The organism is Microbulbifer mixtoriginis (SeqCode) (assembly GCF_052466765.1).
The window spans coordinates 2998688-3020816 of record NZ_CP174289.1 but is presented as its reverse complement, the minus strand read 5'-3'; the positions used below and the strand labels follow the sequence as shown (position 1 = coordinate 3020816).

General features: G+C 49.4%; 20 protein-coding genes. 11 read left to right on the top strand and 9 right to left on the bottom strand.

Going from position 1 to position 22129, the window contains the following annotated elements; genetic code table 11:
* Window positions 1-227: 227 nt before the first annotated feature.
* The 6 genes from ACJJIV_RS13400 to ACJJIV_RS13375 all read left to right on the top strand — a co-directional run bounded on the left by ACJJIV_RS13400 (window position 228) and on the right by ACJJIV_RS13375 (window position 3576).
* Complete coding sequence (locus ACJJIV_RS13400) at window positions 228-467, top strand: hypothetical protein (RefSeq protein WP_444889260.1); 240 nt, start codon at window positions 228-230, stop codon at window positions 465-467.
* Between the two features lie 460 nt (window positions 468-927).
* Complete coding sequence (locus ACJJIV_RS13395) at window positions 928-1446, top strand: hypothetical protein (RefSeq protein ID WP_444889259.1); 519 nt, start codon at window positions 928-930, stop codon at window positions 1444-1446.
* 82 nt (window positions 1447-1528) lie between these two features.
* Window positions 1529-1828 (top strand): hypothetical protein, encoded by a 300-nt coding sequence (locus ACJJIV_RS13390; protein WP_444889258.1) that lies wholly within the window; start codon window positions 1529-1531, stop codon window positions 1826-1828.
* Between the two features lie 75 nt (window positions 1829-1903).
* Window positions 1904-2290, top strand: a complete 387-nt coding sequence (locus ACJJIV_RS13385; protein WP_444889257.1) for a Rid family hydrolase — start codon at window positions 1904-1906, stop codon at window positions 2288-2290.
* A gap of 95 nt (window positions 2291-2385) precedes the next feature.
* Complete coding sequence (locus ACJJIV_RS13380) at window positions 2386-2694, top strand: hypothetical protein (protein ID WP_252083487.1); 309 nt, start codon at window positions 2386-2388, stop codon at window positions 2692-2694.
* Between the two features lie 432 nt (window positions 2695-3126).
* Window positions 3127-3576 (top strand): GNAT family N-acetyltransferase, encoded by a 450-nt coding sequence (locus tag ACJJIV_RS13375; protein ID WP_444889256.1) that lies wholly within the window; start codon window positions 3127-3129, stop codon window positions 3574-3576.
* 718 nt (window positions 3577-4294) lie between these two features.
* On the opposite strand, the gene ACJJIV_RS13370 is transcribed toward ACJJIV_RS13375, so the two are convergent.
* The 8 genes from ACJJIV_RS13370 to ACJJIV_RS13335 form a co-directional block, all read right to left on the bottom strand.
* Entirely contained in the window at window positions 4295-5077 is a 783-nt protein-coding gene (locus ACJJIV_RS13370; RefSeq protein ID WP_444889255.1) for an FTR1 family protein, read from the bottom strand.
* Window positions 5078-5087: 10 nt separating this feature from the next.
* Window positions 5088-5474, bottom strand: a complete 387-nt coding sequence (locus ACJJIV_RS13365) for a cupredoxin domain-containing protein (protein WP_444889254.1) — start codon at window positions 5472-5474, stop codon at window positions 5088-5090.
* Window positions 5467-6810: an ATP-binding protein gene (locus tag ACJJIV_RS13360; protein ID WP_444889253.1), complete on the bottom strand. Its 1344-nt coding sequence runs from the start codon at window positions 6808-6810 to the stop codon at window positions 5467-5469. Before ACJJIV_RS13360 ends, ACJJIV_RS13365 begins: the two co-directional genes overlap by 8 nt.
* On the bottom strand, window positions 6807-7475 hold the full coding sequence (locus tag ACJJIV_RS13355) for a response regulator (protein WP_252083493.1): 669 nt from the start codon (window positions 7473-7475) through the stop codon (window positions 6807-6809). Before ACJJIV_RS13355 ends, ACJJIV_RS13360 begins: the two co-directional genes overlap by 4 nt.
* Before the next feature lie 147 nt (window positions 7476-7622).
* Entirely contained in the window at window positions 7623-8468 is an 846-nt protein-coding gene (locus ACJJIV_RS13350; protein ID WP_444889252.1) for an SDR family oxidoreductase, read from the bottom strand.
* Between the two features lies 1 nt (window position 8469).
* Window positions 8470-9141, bottom strand: a complete 672-nt coding sequence (locus ACJJIV_RS13345) for an iron-containing redox enzyme family protein (protein ID WP_444889251.1) — start codon at window positions 9139-9141, stop codon at window positions 8470-8472.
* Window positions 9138-10616 (bottom strand): AMP-binding protein, encoded by a 1479-nt coding sequence (locus tag ACJJIV_RS13340; protein WP_444889250.1) that lies wholly within the window; start codon window positions 10614-10616, stop codon window positions 9138-9140. The genes ACJJIV_RS13345 and ACJJIV_RS13340 overlap by 4 nt, the downstream gene beginning before the upstream one ends.
* Window positions 10607-11329: a thermostable hemolysin gene (locus tag ACJJIV_RS13335; RefSeq protein WP_444889249.1), complete on the bottom strand. Its 723-nt coding sequence runs from the start codon at window positions 11327-11329 to the stop codon at window positions 10607-10609. The genes ACJJIV_RS13340 and ACJJIV_RS13335 overlap by 10 nt, the downstream gene beginning before the upstream one ends.
* A 315-nt stretch (window positions 11330-11644) precedes the next feature.
* Between ACJJIV_RS13335 and ACJJIV_RS13330 the strand changes: the two genes are divergently transcribed.
* Window positions 11645-12487: a universal stress protein gene (locus tag ACJJIV_RS13330; protein WP_444889248.1), complete on the top strand. Its 843-nt coding sequence runs from the start codon at window positions 11645-11647 to the stop codon at window positions 12485-12487.
* A gap of 79 nt (window positions 12488-12566) precedes the next feature.
* Here ACJJIV_RS13330 and ACJJIV_RS13325 read toward each other — a convergent pair whose 3' ends face one another.
* Complete coding sequence (locus ACJJIV_RS13325; protein ID WP_444889247.1) at window positions 12567-14213, bottom strand: alpha-amylase family glycosyl hydrolase; 1647 nt, start codon at window positions 14211-14213, stop codon at window positions 12567-12569.
* A 280-nt stretch (window positions 14214-14493) separates the two neighbouring features.
* On the opposite strand from ACJJIV_RS13325, the gene ACJJIV_RS13320 reads away from it, so the two are divergent.
* The 4 genes from ACJJIV_RS13320 to ACJJIV_RS13305 all read left to right on the top strand — a co-directional run bounded on the left by ACJJIV_RS13320 (window position 14494) and on the right by ACJJIV_RS13305 (window position 22108).
* Window positions 14494-15348 carry a DUF3014 domain-containing protein gene (locus tag ACJJIV_RS13320; protein ID WP_444882929.1) on the top strand — a complete coding sequence of 285 codons (855 nt, stop codon included), beginning with the start codon at window positions 14494-14496 and terminating at the stop codon, window positions 15346-15348.
* Window positions 15349-15671: 323 nt separating this feature from the next.
* Window positions 15672-17669, top strand: coding sequence for a DUF3857 domain-containing transglutaminase family protein (locus ACJJIV_RS13315; protein WP_444889246.1), 1998 nt, complete (start codon window positions 15672-15674; stop codon window positions 17667-17669).
* Between the two features lie 3 nt (window positions 17670-17672).
* Window positions 17673-19856, top strand: coding sequence for a hypothetical protein (locus tag ACJJIV_RS13310; RefSeq protein WP_444889245.1), 2184 nt, complete (start codon window positions 17673-17675; stop codon window positions 19854-19856).
* A gap of 323 nt (window positions 19857-20179) precedes the next feature.
* Window positions 20180-22108, top strand: coding sequence for a VCBS domain-containing protein (locus ACJJIV_RS13305; protein WP_444889244.1), 1929 nt, complete (start codon window positions 20180-20182; stop codon window positions 22106-22108).
* Window positions 22109-22129: the final 21 nt, after the last annotated feature.

Genomic DNA, 22129 nt, shown 5'->3' with positions numbered 1-22129 from the left:
AGAAACAGGACTCCAACAAGAAATAAAATCATTTCCAGCCTAAATATGGCTAGCAAAAAAGTAGTCTGTCGTAAGTTCAACGGTTAGCAAACCAGAGAAAGAAAGCTCGGTAAAGCAGCCCGTTTTTTCTCAAAAAACCATCAAGTTCACCAACCAGTACTTGAGGCACAGTATTTGATATGGCCAAATTTATTGAAACCTACAATCACCATAATCGGATAGGCGTAATGATCGAATTTGCTTACTCAGATGACTGGGCTTTTGAAACCGATGAATTTCGTAAATTTTCTCGTGATATCGCTTTGCATATTGCAGCCAATGGTAAGACTCAAGAACCTTTGGTTACACAGCTATTCTTGAAAGATCCGTCTAAAACAGTGGGACACCAGTTTAAATTAATATCAAATGAATTGGGTGTAAAAATTAGTATAATCCAGTATGAGCACTTTGATACCTCAAAAACATAACAATGTTATTTTGCAACCGATAAAGGTACGGTTTGATTCTACACCTCACGTTAACATTAAGAATAGAGGCTAGGTGTACGCATGGATTTCTCAACAATAAAGAATGTATTTACAGCTTCATTTACCTTTATCCAAACAGTCATTTTGACATTTATAGCGCTTTCAATTTTTACCATTTATAAAGCCTTCAAAAACAGGAAGAGAAACTATCGAGTAATTTTTAACTGCTGTATCACAGCCATTATTTCGCAGCTCCTATTTATTTCGGCTGCAATATTATTCCTCACAGGAAAAATTCGTGGTGCTCGTGTGACTCTTCTACTACCTCTGTCAACAGTATTATCTTTCAAGGTGTTTACAGTTAACCCTATAAAGAGACGTTCTTTAATTTATACCTAACCAACAGATCAATTGCGCTTCAGTTGTCGGTTATGAGAGGCGCTGAGCAAAAGGTGACTTCGTGAGCCTAATTTCTACTTTCTGGACTATTGATACATTAGAAATTAATACACTATTGGTTGAGTCAAAGCCAGTAGAGCATAAAATCGGCAAGAAACCACTTCTTCCTTTTATCAAGCAGAAGACTGAAATGGTCTTTCCATGGTTTGATGCCCTGAACAAGTACGCACAGGAAGAAAGTACATATCAACACTCGGGGATGGTAATGATTGATTTTGACTCGATGCTCTCTGAAAAAGCCGAATCAATTTTTAACCTCTCACTACCGGAAGCAAGGCTGCTTTCGGAATATTGTGGTGGAAGTACTGCAATCATCGACCATAGGCATGCAAAAATTCTGGCTGAAACAATAGAAAACGTGTCGTTTTCAGAAAGTGACGTAACCAAATTTTATGATGCAGACAAAAAGCTGAATAATTGTACATTCGACCCAAAAGATATTTTATACGCTGGGGAGCACCTAATACTTTGGTGTAGTAAAGTGACCCCTGAAAAGCTTGGCATATTAGTAATTGGGTAATCACGATCAGTAGTTGTCTAAAAATCATAAGTAGCAGGTCGCTCACAAAACCATACCTCTACTTTAAGGGATATGATGCACGATGAGTAAATTCAAGTCGACTACCATCGCGATTTATGGCGGTGCTTTAGTGTTAGTAATTGGGCTCATTGCTTTTGCGCTAAATTGGAATGTCTGGGGCGGCGGTATGCCTGGGTACAAGATATTTCTATTTCCAGGAAACTTGACTCTTGTATATGTTTGGCACCCACTGCTAACTGAGGAAATAGATTTCTGGCCGAAACTCTTTCTCCACTCGCTAGGTCAATTTGCAGTAGCATCTGTTATTGTTTGGTTAAATACTGTTACGATAAGAAAACTACTCGCTGTTCATTCCTTGTAATGTGCAGAAGTAACTTTGATCTTACAGGCCTGTACTCACTACGTTACAGTGGGTGTTTTACTCAAGTAGGGAAACATGAGAAAACTAATCTCCTCAGGTTCTCATCTGGAAGAGCCGATAGGCTTTTCCAGAGCGTGCCGAGTTGGAAACCTAATTTCTGTTTCTGGTACGGCACCTATCAAGGATGGCCAGACCGCTTACATTGGTGATGTGTATACTCAAACGAAATACTGTCTGGAGCTTTCGATGAAGGCCATAGTAGAAGCGGGTGGAAAACCTACGGGTATCATCAGAACCCGTATCATGCTTACCGATATATCCCGCTGGGAAGAAGCAGCAAAAGCACATGGAGAGCTATTCTCTACAATAAAGCCTGCGTGCACATTTGTTGAGGTAAGTCGCTTTATAGATCTGGCATGGCTTGTGGAAACAGAAATGGATTGTGTATTGGGCCAGATATAAAAATTCGCTGAAGTACGCTCCACCCGTCACTGAACAAGTTTACGACGCGTTAATATTACCCGAACCGCCACCTTATCCCTGTATTAAGATTTTATATGAACTGGAAAGCACTAATAGAATTCGGAGCCCCTAGGCAATCTCATCAACCGCCAATTATCAACTTGCTGATAGCTTCAGGTATATTTTTAGGGCTAATTCCTTGGCTTGTGCTGGATGGAAAATTCCTCCTAACAAAGGGAAATTTCCGTCCAGAAGAAATTCTTTTAACTGTCAAAGATCAGCCTGTATTTTTTTGGATTCTAGCCTTCTTCGCCTTCATTTGCGGTGTTGTGTGCTTGCTATCTAGCGTCGGAGATTATCAACTGAATGTTCGAGCACAAAAACTTAATAATCGCAGACAGTAAACTGGAGTTCTTACTGGTTCCTAGAGGACTGCTCAGGCAGCACCAGCGGTGAAAAACCATAATTTGAAATGGAACTCTTGTATTAGCTTGTTTGACTCCACTTATGATAGTAGCCTCACATGTATTTTATGAGAAAAATGACTGTATGCCTGCATCAAAAAAGGAAAACATCTATAATCCTGCACTGGCAAAAGAAAGCCAAGAAAATTCTCGCGAAGTTTATTACCTATTCAACATATTGATGTATATGCTTGTGATAACTGCGAGTTGAAAAGCAAAGTTCTCAATAAAGCCAAGTGCCTAAAGACCATAGAACAGCAGCTAGTGATTCAAGTAAACCCACAATGTAGAACAAAGGCACTCACTGCTCTGTATTCTACCTCTATAAATTAATATTAGTCTTCCCATTGTATATAAAAAGGATTTATATCATTGAACATTAACTTACGAGAAATAACAAAAGATAACTGGGTCGATATGATTGACCTTGACATCACAAAAGAGCAGGAAAACTATGTAGCTCTTCCATCAGAAGCTATTGCTGCATCCAAGTTTTATGATCATTATATCAATCGAGGCGTTTATCTTGGAGACAAGCCAATTGGCTTTATCCAATATTATCCAAATCATAGGGATGGCAAACCAAACGAAATCTTTATAGATCAATTATTGATTGACATCAGCTTTCAAGGTCAAGGCTATGGTTCAGAAGCAGTGAAACTCGTATTAGCAGAAATAAAGAAACTTGAAGGCTTTGATTCTATATCCATTTGTTATGTTGAGGGACATGACATCATGAAACCTTTTTTTGAGCGTTTTGGATTTAAAGTCGTAGATCAGGATGAGTTCGATGAAACGATTATGGAACTCCATTATACTTAAAGGAACTTCTTCGATATATATTTCAGATAGCGATAGGGTTCATATTTAGCAGGTTAAAACTGTTTAATGATTTTATAAACTGTTAAGGTATGTTGGCTGGCCTAGCGGTTTCGGCTACATATTTTTATTTATGAAATATACGATAAAACCACTATGTAGAAGACTTCATCTTTAAAATTCTAGTAGTTAGTAGACCATTAATTTAACCAAAAAATGTATCATCACTGATGGCACAGTAACTATCAAAAGAAATTCTTATTGTGTTATCTTTATTGTTTTAGCAGGATTAATCTTGCTAACTTTATATATCGCTAATATCACGCTGGATCTTGGTCCTGAGTGGGTTGTTCTCTGCATATCTCCTATATGGCTCTCCGCGTTATTAGCCTAAGGGGACAGCTCTTCCCTGTGCAGACAGAAATAGACTTTAATAGAGAGATAGTGTTCATGAGAGGACTAATCCCATGGAAATGGAAGCCCATGTGTAGATTAAAATGGGGCCTAAAAGACCTATATATTTCAAGCTATATCATGAACACTAAGCACACACCAACCGCAAAATTTAATACACTCTGTCTCAAAGCAGGATTGCGCGAATATGTGTTATTTGAAATCATGGATGATTCGGCCATGAGAATGAAAGACTATATTTACGAGAATTCCCTCAATAAGAAAAGGCGTAAATAAACCCAAATGGAATAACTTATCTGCCCACTAGTTAATCTCTGGAACACCTATAATAAACACCCCCAAGCACGCACAGCATAAGAAAAATACTGCCTGCGTAGACTTTTACTTCCAGAGGGGTTGGTGTGGCTTCGTAACCAGCTATAGCAAAGAGTAGCTGCCCTGGGATTGAGTCCTCCCTTAATAGTTGGGAACTATCCCAAAGGGGCTTTTGCCCAGGCAGTAAATTTACTTGAATAAATAATTGCGTGGCCTGTAGGATCATTCCGGCAGCCAAGATGATGAGTAATATACAGGAAATCCCCAAAGTATATTTGGGTGGCAGGCTACATAAAAAATAATAAAGCAATGCACCTAAGCTATAGCCGATACCAGCACCTAGCAATGCTCCGATTATTACGGAGGGTAAGAGTGGTTGGTGCAGCCAAAAGGAAGTAAGATAAACATAAACTTCTGACCCTTCGCGCATAATCGCGAGTGTGACAGCCAGTAGCATAGCGCCCTGTATGATGGGTAAATGGTATTGCTGCTTACGGTAGTTAAGTAACAACAAGGTGGTGACTATTATTAATAATATATAGATTATGATTAATATTCCGGCATTCACCAGCTCCTGGCCTGTACCATTTATTGCCTGGGAGACTCGCGCAAGGTTTTCACCATAGACGATTGCAGCCAATCCACCGAGTAATAGCGCGATATAAAACCAGCGGGCGCGAAGATCCAGCATTCGAGTAGTTGCCAATAGCACACTGAGTAGTATCGCCACCTCCAACACTTCCCGCATTACTACCATTACAGAGGTTAATAACATAAGCCTTTCGCTACTGTGCGATAATTTTTCCCTGAGCCGTTATGGGATGGAATTCACCAAAAAACAGATATTCTCCCGCGGGCAAAGGGCCAATAAATAGCACTGCCTTGCTATTGCCCATGATCACTTTTTTTCGGTTGAGCTGGTAACTCTCAAATTCTTCTGGAGAGGCATCTCGATTGTAGATCACCAGTTTAATCTCCGTATCAGCGGGTACTATCAGTTCTGAAGGGTTAAAAAGATGGTTGTGGATTTCTAATTTCACAGTGGGTTTATTGGTATCTGGAGCGCAGGCACTGAATAAAATTGAAGCCAAAATCCAAATGCCAGCAGCCAAAGCACCAATCCTTTTCTGCTTGTTATAGTTTTTTTTTCGCACTTGTAAGTAGCTACGCATTCTTGCTCTCCTTTGCTTTTTTAAAACGCACGGTTATTGAAAGCCCTTGGCCAAAATGTGACTGGCCGAGTTCGATTGAAGCTTCGTGAAGGCGTGCGATATGCTGCACAATGGAAAGGCCCAATCCGCAACCGGGGGCTGTGCTCTGGTGGCCGTCGCCACCCACTCGATAGAACCGTTCAAAAACCCTAGGGTACTCTTTCTCTGGAATCCCCGGCCCGGAATCCTCCACTTGTAGAAGAATATCCCCTCTGATTAACCGGGTACTCACTTGTACATGGCCCTCCTCAGGAGTGTATTTCGCCGCATTGCGCAGGAGATTTTTTAAAAGAATAGTCAGTGCGAAACGGTCGCCACGCAGAAATACCCTACCGCCCAGCAGTTCCACCTGTTGCTTTCTCTGAGCAAAGATCGGGTATTCCTCTGCCAATACCTCTCGTGCCAGGGCATGAAGATTGAGTATTTCAAAGCGCGCCGGGTAGTGTTCGGGTGTAGTGCGAAATAAATCCAGCATTTGCTCTACCAGGTGCGCCATACGCTGAACACTATCTTCCAGCTTAACCAGGCTCTGAGGCATTACTGTTTGCCCTGTCCCCTTAAAATCACTCTCCAGATTATGCGCGTGTACCTGTATGGCGGCGATGGGCGTGCGCAGTTCGTGGGCAGCATCGGCAGAAAAACGCCGCTCGCGCTCAAAAGAGGCCTGCAGGCGCGCGAGTAACGCATTAATGGATTGCACCACCGGGAGCAGTTCCTGTGGGGGACTACCCTCTGACAGTGGTGTCAGGTCTTCGGCGCGTTTGCTATGCAGATCTTCGGCGAGTTTGCGCAAACTGGAAAGGCCGCGCCCCACTACAAACCAAATCAGCAACCCGGCAATCGGTAGGCCCAACAGTATCGGGAGTACTGCGGCAATCGCTAGTTTTTCTGCCAGTTGGTAACGCAGGTCAGATCTCTCGGCAACGATAATCCAGTGGCCATTATCGGGAAAGTATTCTGCGAGACTGCGCCAACGATAGCCCGAGAAATTTATTTCCTTAAAGCCAACGGCAAATTCACTGAGGGGTTGCTTCGGGGCATCGGCGGAGCGCACCAGTAATTTCTTATCCTCCGACCACACCTGCATCACCATAGCCTCGGGCTGGGCCACCACCCGCTCGGCCCCTGTTGCCACCGGCATATCTGCCAATAACCTGGCGGAGGCGCTTAATTGGCGGTCAAACAGACGCTGCGCTTCCGCCATGGTATCGCGGTAGCCGTGCAGCGCCGAGACAAAATTGACCAGCATGATGATGCTGAGCAACGCGATCAGCAGAAAAATACGGATAGATTTCATGCGCCGCCAGCCGCTTCCAGTTTGTAGCCAACGCCGCGAATGGTCTGAATAAACTCTGGATAGATTTTTTTGCGTAAATTGTGGATATGCACATCCACAGTATTGCTGGAAACCTCCTCGCCCCAGCTGTACAGCTTATCTTCCAGCTGTTCGCGACTGAGAATATGGCCCGGGCGCTCGGCCAAGGCGCGCAGCAGGCTGAATTCCCGTCGCGACAGTTTTATTTCCTGCCCAGCCCTGGCCACGGTATGGCTGGATAAATTAATGGCCACATCGCCAATCAGGATTTCCGCACTGAGGCCGCTGCCACCGCGCCTTTCCAGAGCACGCAGGCGCGCCAGTAGCTCGTCTACCGCAAAGGGCTTGGTTAGATAGTCATCGGCACCGGCATCCAGGCCCTGCACTTTAGAGGGGAGATCATCGCGGGCGGTGAGAATCAATACCGGCGAGCGAATCGATTTTGCCCGCAACCGTTTCAACACCTCCACACCATCCAGGTCGGGCAGGCCCAGATCGAGAATAATCACATCCGGTATCGCCGCCTGTGCCAGAGCAATGCCCTCACTGCCGCGGGCCGCGTGATCAACGGCATAGCCCCCTCTCTGCAGGGCGGTGACCATCCCCTCGGCCAGGGATTGGTTATCTTCGATCAGCAGGATGCGCATTGGCCTGGGCTCTTCAGCAATGAAAACAGGTAAGGAGAGCGCGGTGCAACGCCCTCCCCCACCGCCAGAGCATAGTGCCTTTGCCGGGGCAGTGGATGGCGTGGGAGCGGTTGTTAAATTGGTTGTTGAATGAAAAGGCCGGCGCGCTCAGAGCGCGCTGGGAGCCGTCTTATCCTGTACTGTTGGCGGAGTTTCCCCGCGGGCAAATTGGCGAACCAGGGGCAGTTTCTTTGCCAGCGCGCTATCTACCAGAGAGGGCAGGAGCGCATTGACCTTGATAAACAGGCGTTCGGGCCAGCCGATAAAGCGCCTGCGGCCACGTTTACTCTGGAGCAGACGCAGACATTGGGCGGCGACAAATTGTGGCGAGTCGGACTTGTTACCGAGTGCCCGATTCAAGTCGTTAACTGCGTCACTGTTGAGAGGGGTATCCACCGCCCTGGGCGCCAGGTAGTGCACACGAACCTTACTGCCCGCCAACTCCCGGCGCAGGGTTTCGGTAAAGCCGTGCAGCCCCGCTTTACTGGCACCATAGGCCCCAAAGCCCGGATGACCGATATGACCAAAGGCCGAGCCGATATTAATAATCGCGGCGCCTTCGCTGCGTTGCAGTATTGGCAGCAGGTCGCGGGTCAGCGCCATGGGCGCGATCAGGTTGGTATGCAGCAGCTGACTAAGTTCCACATCGCCGATATCGCTGAGCAGGGAAAAGGACGCGATACCGGCATTGTTGATCAACACATCCACACCAGCCGGTAATTGCTTGCAGCTGCGCACCAGCTCGGCGCGAGCGGCCCGGTCACACAGATCGGCTACCAACACCTGGTGCCGGTCACTGTGGGGTAGCTCCGCTTTTACCTGCTGCAGGCGCGCGGCATTGCGCCCCTGCAGTAGCAGCCGGTGGCCCTGCTCGGCTAGCAGACGACTGATGGCCGAGCCAATTCCGCCGCTGGCGCCAGTGACCAGCACCGTGAGCGTTTCTTTTGCTGTCATATCAAGCGGCCTCCTGCACCTTAAAGGGGTTGTCCAGTTCGCGGAAAATATCCCCATACAGGCGGTACATAACCCGCGAGCAGTGCAGGATCGCAGCCTGGTCATCGGGATTATCGATGCGATTCATCAGCCCCTTGAAGAAATCCACATGGCCGATATCCAGATCGCCGTGAGAAAGCAGATAACTGAACGCTTTGTTTGGCAGTCCGTGGGTTCTCTGAATGGCGCGCGCGGCTTTAGTGGCCACGGCGGTACTGGTGCCTTCAAGCACATGCACCATGCCGAAAAAGCTGAGAGGGTTGCCGCGGGCGATATTGTCATAGGCGTAGGACACCATCAGTTCGGTACTCAGGTTGGGGCGGCCGTTGCGCACCGCTTCCGCATCGCCGCCACAGGCGGCAATATCGTTGAGCACCCACTCCTGGTGACCGGTTTCCTCCTCGATATATTCCGCAACCGCCTCGCGCAACCATTCCTGTTGCTGAGTCAGGCGACTACCACAGGCCATCAGCAGAGGCACCGTGTGCTTGACGTGGTGATAGGCCTGAGTGAGGAAGGCCACATATTCCTGCAAGGCAATCTCACCCCGTGCGGCGCGCTGGATAAAAGGTACCTCCATCAGAGACTGGCGGGCGTCGGCAGTTTGTTGTTCAAGAAGATTGTAAAAACTCATGAGGAGATACCTCCATAAAGGTTATCGATAGAATTTTGGAACTGCGCAGCGATACGATCGCGGCGCGGGCGGCCGTTGGCGGTGAGCAAGCCATCGGCAAACGTTAATGGCGCCGGCAGTGCGGTCCAGGTGCGCACCTGGGCGTAATCCGGCAATTTGCGATTCACCGCCTGCAACCAGCTGTCGAGCTGCTCGCGGCTGCTGCCGGGGCGTGCAAAAATCAGGGCGGCACAGTGGGGACGAGCGTCGCCGACCACCACGCACTGTTGCACTATCGGCTCCAGCAGTACCTCGCTCTCAATCCACTCCGGTGAGATATTGCGCCCAAAAGCGCTGATCAGGATGTTCTTGCAGCGCCCGGTGATGTACAGAAACCCTTCTGCGTCTAACTCACCCAAATCACCGGTGGCGAGCCACTGGCTTTCACCACCCTCGGCACTATCCAGGTAACCCAGATAACGGGGACCACGCACCATCACCTCGCCATCGCGAATGGCGATATCACAGTGAGACAAGGGTCTCCCCACGCTACCTGGGCGATCGGCGCCGGGTACATTCAGCGCAACCACCGAGCCACATTCGGACAAGCCGTAGCCTTCATAAACCGGCAGGCCAAGACTGCGCGCCTGCAACAACAGCCGGTCCGAGACCTTACCCCCGCCCACGGCGACAAAGCGCAGTGAGCTCGGCGGCTGCCAGCCGTTGCGCTCACTGTGTTCCAGCAGCGCTTTCAGCATCTGCGGCAGCAGGATCACACTGTGGGGACGATACTCATCAATGCAGCTCGCCAGCTGGGCTACATCCAGCCCCGAGCTGCCACTGAGGCCCAGGCGCGCCGTAGTCGGCACCAACACCTCACCACCACGCAGCCAGCTACTGTAAGCCCCGGCCACGTTTTCCAGCAGGGTGGCCAGAGGCAGCAGGCACAGGTGCACACGATTGCCCTGAGGCTGCAGTTGCCGTGCCAGTACACTGGCGGTGGTGAACTGGGTTCGGGCTGACAGGCAGACACCGCGCGGCGTGCCGGTAGAGCCAGAGGTAAAAGTGATTTTGGCGGTGTGCTCCGGCAGGGCCGCCGCCGTTTCCGTATGGATATCAATCAGGGCCATACCGGCCAGTTCAGCCCGCGCCTGTCCCACCACTTCGATCGCGGTAAAGCGTTCACAGCTATCGCTCAACAGGGCCTGCATGCCACTCACACGCAGGGTGTGTGCCAGCTGCTGCTGGGAAAAGAAAACCGGCAGCGGTACCAAAGTGATCTGAGCTATCTGGCAGGCCAGATCCACCAACAACCAATTGGGACCATTGTCGGCATAGAGCCCCAGCACGCGGATATCGCGCGCCTGCAGGTCCTCGGCGATTTCCTCGGCGGCCACCAGCAGCTGCCCATAGCTGAATGTGCACTCCTCGCCCCGCAGCGCCAGCTGTTCGGGGTGATTCACAGCCTGCTGGCGAATTTGATCTATCAGTTGCATAGGTTGGCACCCCCCGCCGAGGTTTTGAGCACAGGCGACATGGCCTGTGCCGAAGGGCGACAGGCCAGCAGAGTCTCGCGGGTACGGGGATTTGCCAGCAGGGCGCGGTGCTCGGCGACCATATCGATGGCGGTCACCGCCGGAGCCGACTCGTAATAACGACCCCACTCGTCCAGGTTATCCCTCAGACGCCGGCCGTCGGCTTCACATAAAACCGTCTGCCGACCCACTAATTTCTGCAATAGGCCACGCACTTCCGCAGTCGCGGTATAAATGGCCCAATGCACACCGGCGGCGGCAAATAATTCAAACAACATTAGGAACAGCATTTGGCTGCCACCGCGGCTGGTGGAGATCAAATTGCCGATTTCGACAATCTCCGAGCGTTTTACCGAGCCCCCACTGAAGGCGGCGATCTCCTGTTCCACCGGATGGTCGAGATACTGTTCCAGGAATAGAGATCCGCTATCGGCGCGGCGTAGCCCGAGGGCACTACTAAACGCGCTCTCCTGCCAAGCGGATAACAATAGCGGGGCAAATTGGTTCACCTGCGCACCATAGGTATCGGCAAACTTCTGCGCGATAAATCCCTGCACCCGGCTGTGGCCTGCCTGCCCTATACGGGTCAGATCGAAATCCAGTTTGCGCCGCCGCAGCTTGCGCTTGGGCAACGCCCTCTGGTCCAGGTATTGATAATGTCTTTGTAGCGCCATTGAAAACCCTCTTTGGGAGTGTCACGGCGAGAGTCTACGGAGACAAAATTAAGGCAAACTTAAGAAACGCTGGAAAAACTCGCCATGTATCCCTCCCCCAGTCAGTGCTTGCCAAACCGGCGGCAGGTCTTGATCTGGCTCAATACGGACTTTCTCCTTTACTTCATCATGCGCCGCTAGCAAGGCCTATCTGGCGCGCTTTTCCTCGTATTGAGACGACAAATTCCCCGCGCCAGCGCCTCTCCGTGATAACTTAGACCCAGGAGTCAACTGCATAAGGCAGGGACCAGAAAGACCCATTGATCTGGAGGAAAGATGGAGCAGCAAAACACCGTATTCGTGGTCGTGGACCCCAACGATGACAGACATGTGGCCCTGGAACGCGCCCTGACCACTTCCCGCGGGCGCAACCCCCAACCGCGTTTGGCAGTGTTTGTCGCGGTAGATGGCGAGGCAGTAGATACCCGCGCGGTGAACGACCACCTATTCCGCGATGAATCCTGGTTCCGCGAGCAGATCCGCGAACCTATCTCCGAGGCCGGTCTCTCCTGCGAGATTACTGTGTGCTGGTCCAGCGACTGGCAGGCGGCCATTGTGCAGGAGGCCAAGCGCTGCGATGCGGAAATGATCTACCTGCCAGTGCACAAGAAATCCAGCCGCCGCTTTACCTTCGCTGAATCCAAATGGCGGGTGCTGAAAACCGCACGCTGCCCGGTGGTACTGATTCGCCCCGGCGCCAAGGCCGAGCGCAAAGTGGTGCTGGCCACCGTCAACTACCAGGCGAAGACCCTGGAACAGCGCCAGCTAAACCGCCAGATCAGTGAGCGCGCCACCTATATTGCCGGCCACTACGGCGCCGAGCTGCACCTGGTAAATGCTTACCTGGACTCCATGCGCTACCCAGACCGCGGCGCCCTGGCCAAGCTCGCTGATAAAACCGGCGTACCCACGCACCGTATTCATGTGAAGCAGGGCTATACCAGCGATGTGGTGGAAGCAGTGGCGAAGGAAGTTGATGCGGATCTGGTGGTAATGGGCACCCTCAACCAGTTCGGTGAAACCGGCTCGCTGTTGCGCGGCAATACCGCCGAGCGGGTGATCGGCCAGTTGGACGTGGATGTGATGGTGTGCAACCAGTTCACCAACACGGAAGTGTAAATCCCGTTCGAAACTTCTGCGAAAAGCCCGGCAATCATTTGCCGGGCTTTTTCTTTCTCGGGCCGGTTAAAAACCAGGATTACTTTGATTTAGCTGAAAGCAGCAACAGATCCCCACCGGTATTAAAAGTCACACTGCCACCCTCAACTTTTGCATGCTCACCGGAATAGTAATCTGTTAACACCGTACCATCGGTAAACACACCTTTTACAGAAATGCGCTTCTCCCCACGCGGCAGCTCCATTGCCACCACTACCGGCTGCTCCCCTGCTAAAGTACGAGCAAAAGTGTAGGGGTTATCGGCGAGTTTCTTGTGCACACCAGCGCCCACGGCGGGGTGTGCGCGGCGGAACTGACCGAGCTTCTGCCAATGGGTGAGCAGCGCACGGGTTTCAGCTTTTTTCAGATCACCCCAATTCATGGGGCTGCGCATGGCCGCATCGCCAAAAGCGCGGGCATCGGTCATGGGGCGCGCCAGCTCATCGCCGTAATAAATTTGCACCGCCCCCGGTGCCAGCATCAGCTTACTGGCGGCAATGCGGGTCTGTTGGCGCTCGCGATCGAAGGAGTGGTGGTCGTCGTGAGAGCCCAGATAATTGAGCACCCCCAAGCCCTTTAACGCACCAGAATTCAATGCGCTGGAATAACTGGAGAAAATTTTCTCCGCGGGCTCGCCGGCCACCTGAGCAAAATCGAAGTTGATCAGACTATCGAAACCATACTGGTAAAAATCCACTTGTTGATCGCTGTAATCGTAAACACGACCAACGGTGGGACCATAGTTATTCACACCAAAGTGATAAACCTCACCCAGCATAAAGAAATCGCGATCATCGAGTTTTTGCTGTGGATGTTTTGCTTTCCACTCAGCCAGAGCCAGATCCGCCTCTTTTTTCAGAATTGCCCAAGCTTCGGGCTCGACATGTTTTACCGTGTCCACACGAAAGCCATCCACACCGTATTCCCGCACCCAATCGGTCAGCCACTTGATCAGATAGTACTTGGGCGCGCGCGGATAGCCGGTGCGCTCGAAAAATGCATCCAGCTCGCTCAGCTCCTGCTGCAGGCGGCCCTCGCGCTGCCACTTATCCACAAGCTGCGGCGGCAGCGCCACGGGCTTATCGCTCTCAGTGAGGATGTCGGTGAGGTTGGCGTGGATCGCGCACTCCACATTGCCGGCGTAATCAGACCAGTCGCACTGCGAACCTTTGCGCAACCAGCTGGCGGGCCACTCCGGGTCCTTTGCGGTTATCGGGCCGGTGTGGTTGAGAATCACATCAAGTAACACACGAATACCGCGCTTGTGCGCGGCCTCTATCAGCTCCGCTAACTCGGCCTCAGTGCCAAAGTTTGCATCCACTGCGGTCCAGTCTTTGGGCCAGTAGCCGTGGAAGGCATAGGTGCGCTTGTCAGAGTCATTGTGACCGTGGATATTCTCAATGACCGGAGACATCCATATAGCATCTACCCCCAGATCGTTGAAATAGCCCGCCTCAATTTTTTCGATCACCCCGCGCAGATCGCCACCGGCGAATCCGCGCAGATGGGCCCCGTCATCCTTGCGCCCGTAGGGAAAGTCATTGCCCTTATCGCCGTTATAAAAGCGGTCCGGCAACATAAAATAGATGGTAGCGTTGCGCCAAAAGGGATCAATTGGCCCCTCGGCCACCGCTGCCTGAACAGCTCCCAGAAACAGACCTATTAATAAGCTGGTAAATTTAACCATTGCTCTCTCACTTATTCGCCGCGCACATTTTCACCAGCCAACTCTAATCGGCAATGGGATTCCTACATCCTCCCAAGTGGGGGCGTAGCCAGTACTTGTTTTCGTCACTTTCGCAAACAGCAGACGCACAGGATTTTCGCAATAGGCAAAAAGCGAAGCAAATCCCCTTTGCGACCGGCTGCGGCGGAGAGTAAGGTAAAACCCAGACACCACGGAGAAACCGAAGGGCTTTGCCGTGGTCAAAGGGTCACATTCTGATAGCAGCAAAAGGAGGCAGGGAATGTCGGAACAACAGTCTAGGCATGGGTGGATCATCGGAATTATTGTGGTGATCGTCGTCGCCGCGGCAGCCTATTGGCTGTGGACTGGCGAGGAAAAAAAGAAAGAAGTTCCCCCTACCAAAATTATTGAAGAACCCCAAAGCACCCCGGAGCCAGAAACTCTGGAGCAACCCCAGGAACAGGCCACCACGCCTGAACCTCAGGAACCCGCTCCTGTGGAAGAGCCCAGCAGGGAACCACCGCCTCCACTCAATGAGAGCGACAAGGCCGCTTATGACGACCTGATGAGCCTGGCCCCAGACAACGCCCTGTCGCGCTGGTTGGTAAACGATGAGGTGATTCGCAAATGGGTGGCTGCGGTCAACTCCGGTGCGCGAGGAAACCTGATCCACAAGCACCGCCCACTGAAAACCATACGCGGCCCTATTGTTGTTACCGGCTCCTCGATAGAGGGCTACCAATTGTCGCCGGACAATTACCGTCGCTACGATAAGCCTGTGCGACTGTTCGCCTCAATGGATACCGATACCGCAGTGGGCCTTTACCAGTACTGGTATCCGCGCTTGGCGCAGGCCTACGGTGAGTTGGGCATGCGCAATAAAACCTTTCACCAGGTGGTGATTGAAGCCATCGATAAGGTACTGGCAGCCCCTGAAGTTGAAGGTCCTATCAAGCTGGTGCGCCCATCGGTCTACTTCAAGTTTGCCGATCCCAAGCTTGAAAAACTGCCCGGTGTACAAAAATTAATGATTCGCATGGGCCCGGATAATGCCGCGCGAGTGAAGGAAAAACTCAAGGAACTGAAGCAAAAATTGGAGGCCATGCCGGTTCAGCAGCCAGAACAATCCCAATAACCTCTCAAAGATCACCGGGCCTTTACAGAGAAGGGCTCGGTGATACCGACTCTTCCACTTCGTCGTTTATACCCCCACACAGATCAACCTCTTACTCAATATATTCTGTCTCAGGCATGGGGTATATTTACCGGCACACTTGGCGGTTAACGGAGTACCGTCACCCGGCGCTGTTCCAAGATTTACAGACAGCGCTCGAGAAGCTCAGGAGGAGCTACCGGTTTGCTGGGGCCAACCGGTAATTACCTGCATTTCAGCTTTAGCTCCCTCGGTATCCTAATCAGGGCTTATTAGCGCCCATTGCAAAACTATTGAGGCTCACCTTGAAATATCGCTTCCCCGGCCAGCTGCTGGCCGCCGCACTCATCCTTGTCACCTCACTCGCACAGGCAGCCCCAGAACTCTTATTCAGTACTACTCCCGAGTGGGTGGAAATATTAGAACCAGTAGAGTCAAAACGCCCATCGCAAGGCAGTGTGCGGGTGCACCTATCCAACTCCCAGCTTCGCCACAGGGGAAAAGAGCAACAGTATTACTTTCAGATCGTGGTCGAACCCCTGAATCAGCAGGGGGTCAGTGAAATTGCCGAGCTGAACTTCAGTTTCTATCCGGCCTTCCAAAGGCTGCAGGTGCACGATATCAGTGTACAGCGTAACGGTGAGCATCTAGATCGCTTGCAAAAGGATGGTTTCAAGCTTTTCCAGTCTGAGCAGGAACTCTCCAATAAACTCTACTCCGAACAATGGAACGCGCTGTATATACTGGAAGATATTCGCCCCGGCGATATTATCAGCTACGCCTATACCATTGAGGGCAGCAACCCGATTTTTGCCCGTAGTGATTTTGGCCGTTTGTACCTCTCCTGGCCCCAGGCAGTAGATCGTCGTTTTGTAAAAATTAGCAGCGACAAGAAGCTCAATTACCGATTTAACAAGCGCGAATATTCTGTCCATCAAAGTCACCTGCAGGACAATCACACCTATACCATCGATCTGCGCGATGTGGCCGGAGTGCCGATGGAAAGTGAATATCCATATTGGCACGATCCGCTCAATTATTTCCAATACTCCAGCTATGACAACTGGGGACAGGTTAATGACTGGGCCCAGAACCTTTATCAGATCGATCGCACACTACCGGAGTCATTAAAAAACAAACTGGATAACTGGCGAGCGCAGCTGGGGTTGGAGGCGGCAGTCAGCAAGGCGATCGAGTATGTACAAGAAGACATTCGCTACTTTGGCATTGAACTGGGTATCAATTCCCACCAACCCAGAACACCCCAGGAAACTCTGGAGAAACGCTACGGGGACTGTAAAGATAAGGCCCTACTGCTGACCAGTATGCTCGCCCACCTGGGGGTACAATCCTATCCCGCCCTCGTGTCCTCCTCCCGCGGGCGGGATATCGGCAAGGATATTCCCTCCCCGGAGACTTTTAACCATGTGATAAACCTGATCGAACTGAATGACCGGAAATACTGGGTGGATGCAACGGCTTCAGGCCAGGGGATTGATATAGAGAACAAAGGCTTTTTCGACTACGAATTGGCACTCCCTATTGCAAAGCATATCAACGCGCTAAAAGCCGTAAACCCAAGCTCAGAAAGTGTTACCAATCTAAGTGCTCGTATTGAAGAACAATACGATATCAATGCGGCAGAAAATCGTGCGGAGCTCCAGGTAAACTCCCGCTTCTCTCATCGTAAAGCAGAGCAGGTGCGCCAGTTCTTCCTCTCTGCAGACACAGAGCAAATCAAAAATAGCTACACCAATTTTATCGCCGGATATTATCCGGGGGTGAACACCAGCCCCGAGATCACCTACAACGACAGCCTACAGGAAAACCAGCTGGTGGTATCCGAGCACTATCAAATTGGTGACTTTGCCCAGATAAGTTCCGCACGTAAGATATTTTCCCTGTATGGTTCCGCCTTGGTACCCTATTTATCCAAGCCTCAGCACCCCATTCGTCAGAGCCCGCTGGCCCTGACACACCCCGTGGATATTCAGCAGAGTGCAAGGGTGAGTATTCAGGGGGAGTTACTCTGGCAGGAAGAATTGGGCACAACCACGATCGATAATTCCTGGTTCAACTTCACTCGCAGCGCCAAACTGGAGAACAGTGCCCTCCAGGTGGTCTACAACTTTAAATCCAAAGTTGATCATGTAGAGCCACAGGAGGTGCCTGAATATTTAGCCGAGTTCAATAAGCTCGACAGAGCGCTGCAATATAAATTCTGGGCCAAAGGAGAAGCTTCTTCCAATCGCAATAAGAGCCAGGAAATGAAAAACCTGATTAAATCTTTGATCAGGAAGTAAGCCATGAAGAAGCTGCTTTTTGTTCTCACTCTATTATTGCTGGCCTCCTGTGCCTCACAATCAACAATACATACACCGGTCGACCCCTTACAGGACTTGACCCGACAAGTGGTACTCGCACCCGAATCTGTGCAATACCCCATTTATTGGAGCGGGTACCTAAAGTCTCCTCAATCTCTCAATTCACTAGAAGCGCAGGGGCGTTACCAGGCAGAAATGACTGCGCTAGAGACAGGCCAAAAAAGCTGTGCAGAGGTAAATTGGCAAGAAGTTACCCAGCTCAATAGTATTTCTCTGCTGCCGCACCTGAGTGCCACAGAGTGCTATGAGTCCATTGGTAATGACGAACTCGCCAGCTACCACCAAAATATTTTTAATTTTATTGCCAGAGGAATACTGTCAACGCGCAGAGGTGATACTTTCTATAGCGCTTATGAAGTGGCCAGCTGGGGCGATGCCGAAGACCTACTCAATATTTCCGGTTTTGAAATACTCGATAGCTATTTTGAATTTGCCGCGAGTCGCAGTGGTCTATACCGGGTTTACAATGTACGAGACCCCAATAACGGAAAAGTCCGAAAAATTTATTTTGACAATAACCGTTTTCTGCATCGCTTGCTCGATATCCAATACCCATTCGCGGGTCTCTCCGATGCCCTATATAAAAATATACTGCTACCTCTGGCAGATTCTGACTACTCTGCTCTACACGCTGTAGGCCAGGTTCAAGAAGCCGAAGGGAGTTTCCAGCAGGCCGAACAAACCTTCTTGAAAGCCATTGGCATGGGCTCGCTCACTGCCAATATCAGCCTTGGTAATTTGTGCCTTGAGGGTAACAGTACAAAGTTCGCAGTGGATGAATGCGCACAACTCTTTGTTGCCGCCGCAGACCTGGGGCTGCAGGAAGGCAAAATTATGCTTGCCTATATCACTACCATCGGCCTGGGAATAGAAGTAGATACGGAGTTGACCAGCCAGTTATTGGCAAGCGCAGCGGAAACCCTACAACGGGGCGAAGCCGAGTACGCAATGGCCTTGCTATTAGCATCTGATCAATACGATATGCCAAGAGCTGACTTGGCAGCACATTACCTGCAGCTTTCCGCAAAGCAAGGCTATGCCCCGGCACTACTAGAGCAGGCGGGCACCCACCTAAAAGATAAGCCTGGGCAACAGAAAATTTTCACAAACCTGATCAGCCAGGCGGCTAAAGAAAACTATCCTCCAGCTCAGTATTACTATGGCAAGTATCTGCTTGAAGTGGCAGACGAAAATCAAAGCCAACAAGGCATGTATTTTCTACAACAATCCGCAGAGGCCGGCTTTCCCGCAGCCTTATATCTAAGGGGAAAAATTAAAGAAAATGGTCTCTACCAACAACAACAAGATGCACTTTCTGCGCTGAAAGACATCGAAGCAGCAGCCCTTCGTTGGCACTTGCCTGCACAATTACGTATGGGTCTATTCAACTCCAGAGGAAAAATTGTACGAACCGATCACGATCGTGCCTATGGCTGGTATGCCCTCTGTGCAAAAGTAAACAATCTCGATTGTGTAACCAATCTAGGTTATGCCTCCGCTCTAGGTGTGGGTGTTAAACAGGATTACCAGCGCGCAGCTAAAATCTACCAATATGCCGCAAGCCAGGGATCCGCAAGAGCCAGCTACAATCTAGGTTTACTCTACCAAAATGGCCAGGGAGTGGGCCAAGATCTACAGCAGGCTAAGACTTACCTGACGCAAGCCGCCGAAGCAGGTTCTGTCGATGCAATGAATGCCCTCGGACTTTTATATCTTTCTCAAGATGGGGATCAGCTAAATTATGCTAAAGCACTAGTATGGTTTGAGCGCGCCTCTAAACATAACTCTAAGTATGGTTTCTATAATCAAGGACGCATGTATGAGAAAGGACTAGGCGTAGCCGTCAACAGTGAACGAGCCCTAAGTCATTACCGAAGTGCTTCCGAGCTTGGGCATACTGGCGCCTCCCTAAAACTGGCCAAAGCATATAGTGCGGGAGAGATCACAAATTACGACCTTAAAATGGCCCTGCATTATTTAAAATTGGCCACAGAACAAAGTGGCAATAAAACCATAAAAACGACTTTGCAAAAGTGTCAGAAATCACAATATTGCAATCAGATAGAAGTCGCAGAGTTAATAAGTCTCTTATCTACTGAAGAATAGTCACTCAAAACACATCTAGAATAAGTGACCAAAAAGAGTTTGGTCACTTTACTCCCCTCTTAGAACATTATTGACACTCAAGTGAAGCATTGCATATTTCTTGCACATAAATTCAATTAAATGCATGAGTACATACTCAGAACAAAATTTTATTTCGCGGAGTAATATGTGTTTTATTCATACTATGGATATCCAGAATTTACCCGTGTCATAGCTTTCCGTAGAAACCTCAAATATTTATCTGACTTCACAGAATAATAAGCTGGCCTCCCTATAATTCGGTCCGAATTATACCAAATGTAATCGAATCGATCGGGACAGACATGAACGAGTCATTAAAGTTACTTACAGCCATAAGTTTATCCGCTTTTCTTACAGCCTGTGGAGGGGGAGGCTCCGATAATGACAGTAACAATGGTGGCAACCCTGTAAGTGGTGATACAAGTACAGGCACTGATACAGACACAGATACAGACACAGACACAGACACAGACACAGACACAGACACAGACACAGACACAGACACAGACACAGACACAGACACAGACAGTGATAAGGATGCACCAGGGGTGATCACTGGCGGTGAAGGGATTGTCACTGAAGATATAAAAACCTCAGTTTCCGGCCAGTTGAGTGATAGCTCTAAAGCCAATCAAAATTTTGAGGAATCAAATCTTCAGGGAAAGTATGGCAACCTCAAAGTTTCCTCAGATGGCAGTTGGAACTACTCTCTAAATAGTAAACTTGCTGATCCAATAAGTGCTAATGAAATTGCCACAGATAAGTTCACAGTTGGTTTTGGCAGTAACGAAGAAACCACAATCATAACCATATCCATAACTGGAACTGATGATCCCTATACATTTGATCCAGGTTCACCTCTCGCAAAAATGGTTGTAGATAGTAGGGAGCACGCTCAAGGAATTATGATAATAGAGGATATCGATGGCGATACTCCGAAATTTGTCGAAGGCACCTTCTCTGGCAGTTATGGCGAATTTAAAGTTTCCAATAACGGAGGCTGGGATTACACTCTTAACAACAACACTAATAACCTGAAAGAAGGTGAAACAGTAGAAGATACCATCAAATTCCACTTAACGGATGGTATAGAGCAGTCGGTTACGTTTACTGTAGCTACTATAGATCCGACAGAGAGCAGCATTGTATTTATTCTAATGAACTTCTCCGATGGGGCTGCAACAGACCAAGGCGATCTTACTCATATAGCTAACACTGTATTCAATGATGTAGATTCACTCGATAACGCTTATAGAGAAAACTCTTTCGGACAACTCAAGTTCCTTCGCCATCGTGTCAAGGATAAGTCATTACAGCACTATTGTTACGGTGAGCAAGGCAAGGAAGAAACTTCACTGGATTGCATCGTCTTTGACATTCCCGATAGTGAAAATGGCGGAATCTTGAGTATAGAAAATGCTGTTGCCCGAGCACAGGCCGGCCAAGAAGGGGAGTATACAGATGGTGGCTTTGAATGGCGTGATAAGGCTTATCAATGGGCAACAGACAATCTTTTTGATGAGAATGGCAAACCCCTAAATCTGCGCAACTGGCGTCATCAAGTTTTTATTTACCCAAATGCATCTTACAGAGCAGGTCTTGTCGGTGCAGGCATCGCCAGTGTCGGAGGTGGTATGAGCCTGGTCGCTTCCTTCTCTGATCAAAATGTTATGGGACATGAATTAGGTCACAATATTGGCCTCAGCCATGCAGGCCTCGACAGTAATAATGATGGAGACACTAACGACAGTGGTGATAGCGAATACGGTACTGATGGCTCCCTCATGGGCAACCGATCCCAATCAAGATTATTTGGCAGTGCTCACCGAGAGTATATGAAATGGTATGATCTCTTTCCTGAGTACACCAAAACTGTTGAGCAAGTTGTCCCCTCCTCTCAGGATTTAGAATTAGAAGCCATTGAATTAACAGCCGGAGAGCTTTCCGGCTCTCTGCCTCAACAGCTAAAGATAGAAAGTGCTGGCAGCCAAAATGGCGGAAATCATTATTACGTCAACTATCACATAGCTCACGATATACTTAACCCACGATCACAATTTGAAGGTTCAGTAACCGTTCATTATCTTAATGGTAGAACATCCAACCATGTTGCTGTACTTGAACAACCAGGTGACAGCTTTACCGACTCAAAAATTGGGCTCTCAATTACATATAAATCTAAGAACTCTTCCAGTAAATCAGCTGTTGTTAATGTAAGCTATGGACAATAGTTTCTGTGCAACTTGACCTAT

Excerpts from the sequence above, each read along its gene's own strand:
- ACJJIV_RS13400 (WP_444889260.1), top strand. The coding sequence starts at position 228 with ATGATCGAATTTGCTTACTCAGATGACTGGGCTTTTGAAACCGATGAA.
- ACJJIV_RS13390 (WP_444889258.1), top strand. The coding sequence starts at position 1,529 with ATGAGTAAATTCAAGTCGACTACCATCGCGATTTATGGCGGTGCTTTA.
- ACJJIV_RS13385 (WP_444889257.1), top strand. The coding sequence starts at position 1,904 with ATGAGAAAACTAATCTCCTCAGGTTCTCATCTGGAAGAGCCGATAGGC.
- ACJJIV_RS13380 (WP_252083487.1), top strand. The coding sequence starts at position 2,386 with ATGAACTGGAAAGCACTAATAGAATTCGGAGCCCCTAGGCAATCTCAT.
- ACJJIV_RS13370 (WP_444889255.1), bottom strand. The coding sequence starts at position 5,077 with ATGTTATTAACCTCTGTAATGGTAGTAATGCGGGAAGTGTTGGAGGTG.
- ACJJIV_RS13365 (WP_444889254.1), bottom strand. The coding sequence starts at position 5,474 with ATGCGTAGCTACTTACAAGTGCGAAAAAAAAACTATAACAAGCAGAAA.
- ACJJIV_RS13360 (WP_444889253.1), bottom strand. The coding sequence starts at position 6,810 with ATGAAATCTATCCGTATTTTTCTGCTGATCGCGTTGCTCAGCATCATC.
- ACJJIV_RS13355 (WP_252083493.1), bottom strand. The coding sequence starts at position 7,475 with ATGCGCATCCTGCTGATCGAAGATAACCAATCCCTGGCCGAGGGGATG.
- ACJJIV_RS13350 (WP_444889252.1), bottom strand. The coding sequence starts at position 8,468 with ATGACAGCAAAAGAAACGCTCACGGTGCTGGTCACTGGCGCCAGCGGC.
- ACJJIV_RS13345 (WP_444889251.1), bottom strand. The coding sequence starts at position 9,141 with ATGAGTTTTTACAATCTTCTTGAACAACAAACTGCCGACGCCCGCCAG.
- ACJJIV_RS13340 (WP_444889250.1), bottom strand. The coding sequence starts at position 10,616 with ATGCAACTGATAGATCAAATTCGCCAGCAGGCTGTGAATCACCCCGAA.
- ACJJIV_RS13335 (WP_444889249.1), bottom strand. The coding sequence starts at position 11,329 with ATGGCGCTACAAAGACATTATCAATACCTGGACCAGAGGGCGTTGCCC.
- ACJJIV_RS13330 (WP_444889248.1), top strand. The coding sequence starts at position 11,645 with ATGGAGCAGCAAAACACCGTATTCGTGGTCGTGGACCCCAACGATGAC.
- ACJJIV_RS13325 (WP_444889247.1), bottom strand. The coding sequence starts at position 14,213 with ATGGTTAAATTTACCAGCTTATTAATAGGTCTGTTTCTGGGAGCTGTT.
- ACJJIV_RS13320 (WP_444882929.1), top strand. The coding sequence starts at position 14,494 with ATGTCGGAACAACAGTCTAGGCATGGGTGGATCATCGGAATTATTGTG.
- ACJJIV_RS13310 (WP_444889245.1), top strand. The coding sequence starts at position 17,673 with ATGAAGAAGCTGCTTTTTGTTCTCACTCTATTATTGCTGGCCTCCTGT.
- ACJJIV_RS13305 (WP_444889244.1), top strand. The coding sequence starts at position 20,180 with ATGAACGAGTCATTAAAGTTACTTACAGCCATAAGTTTATCCGCTTTT.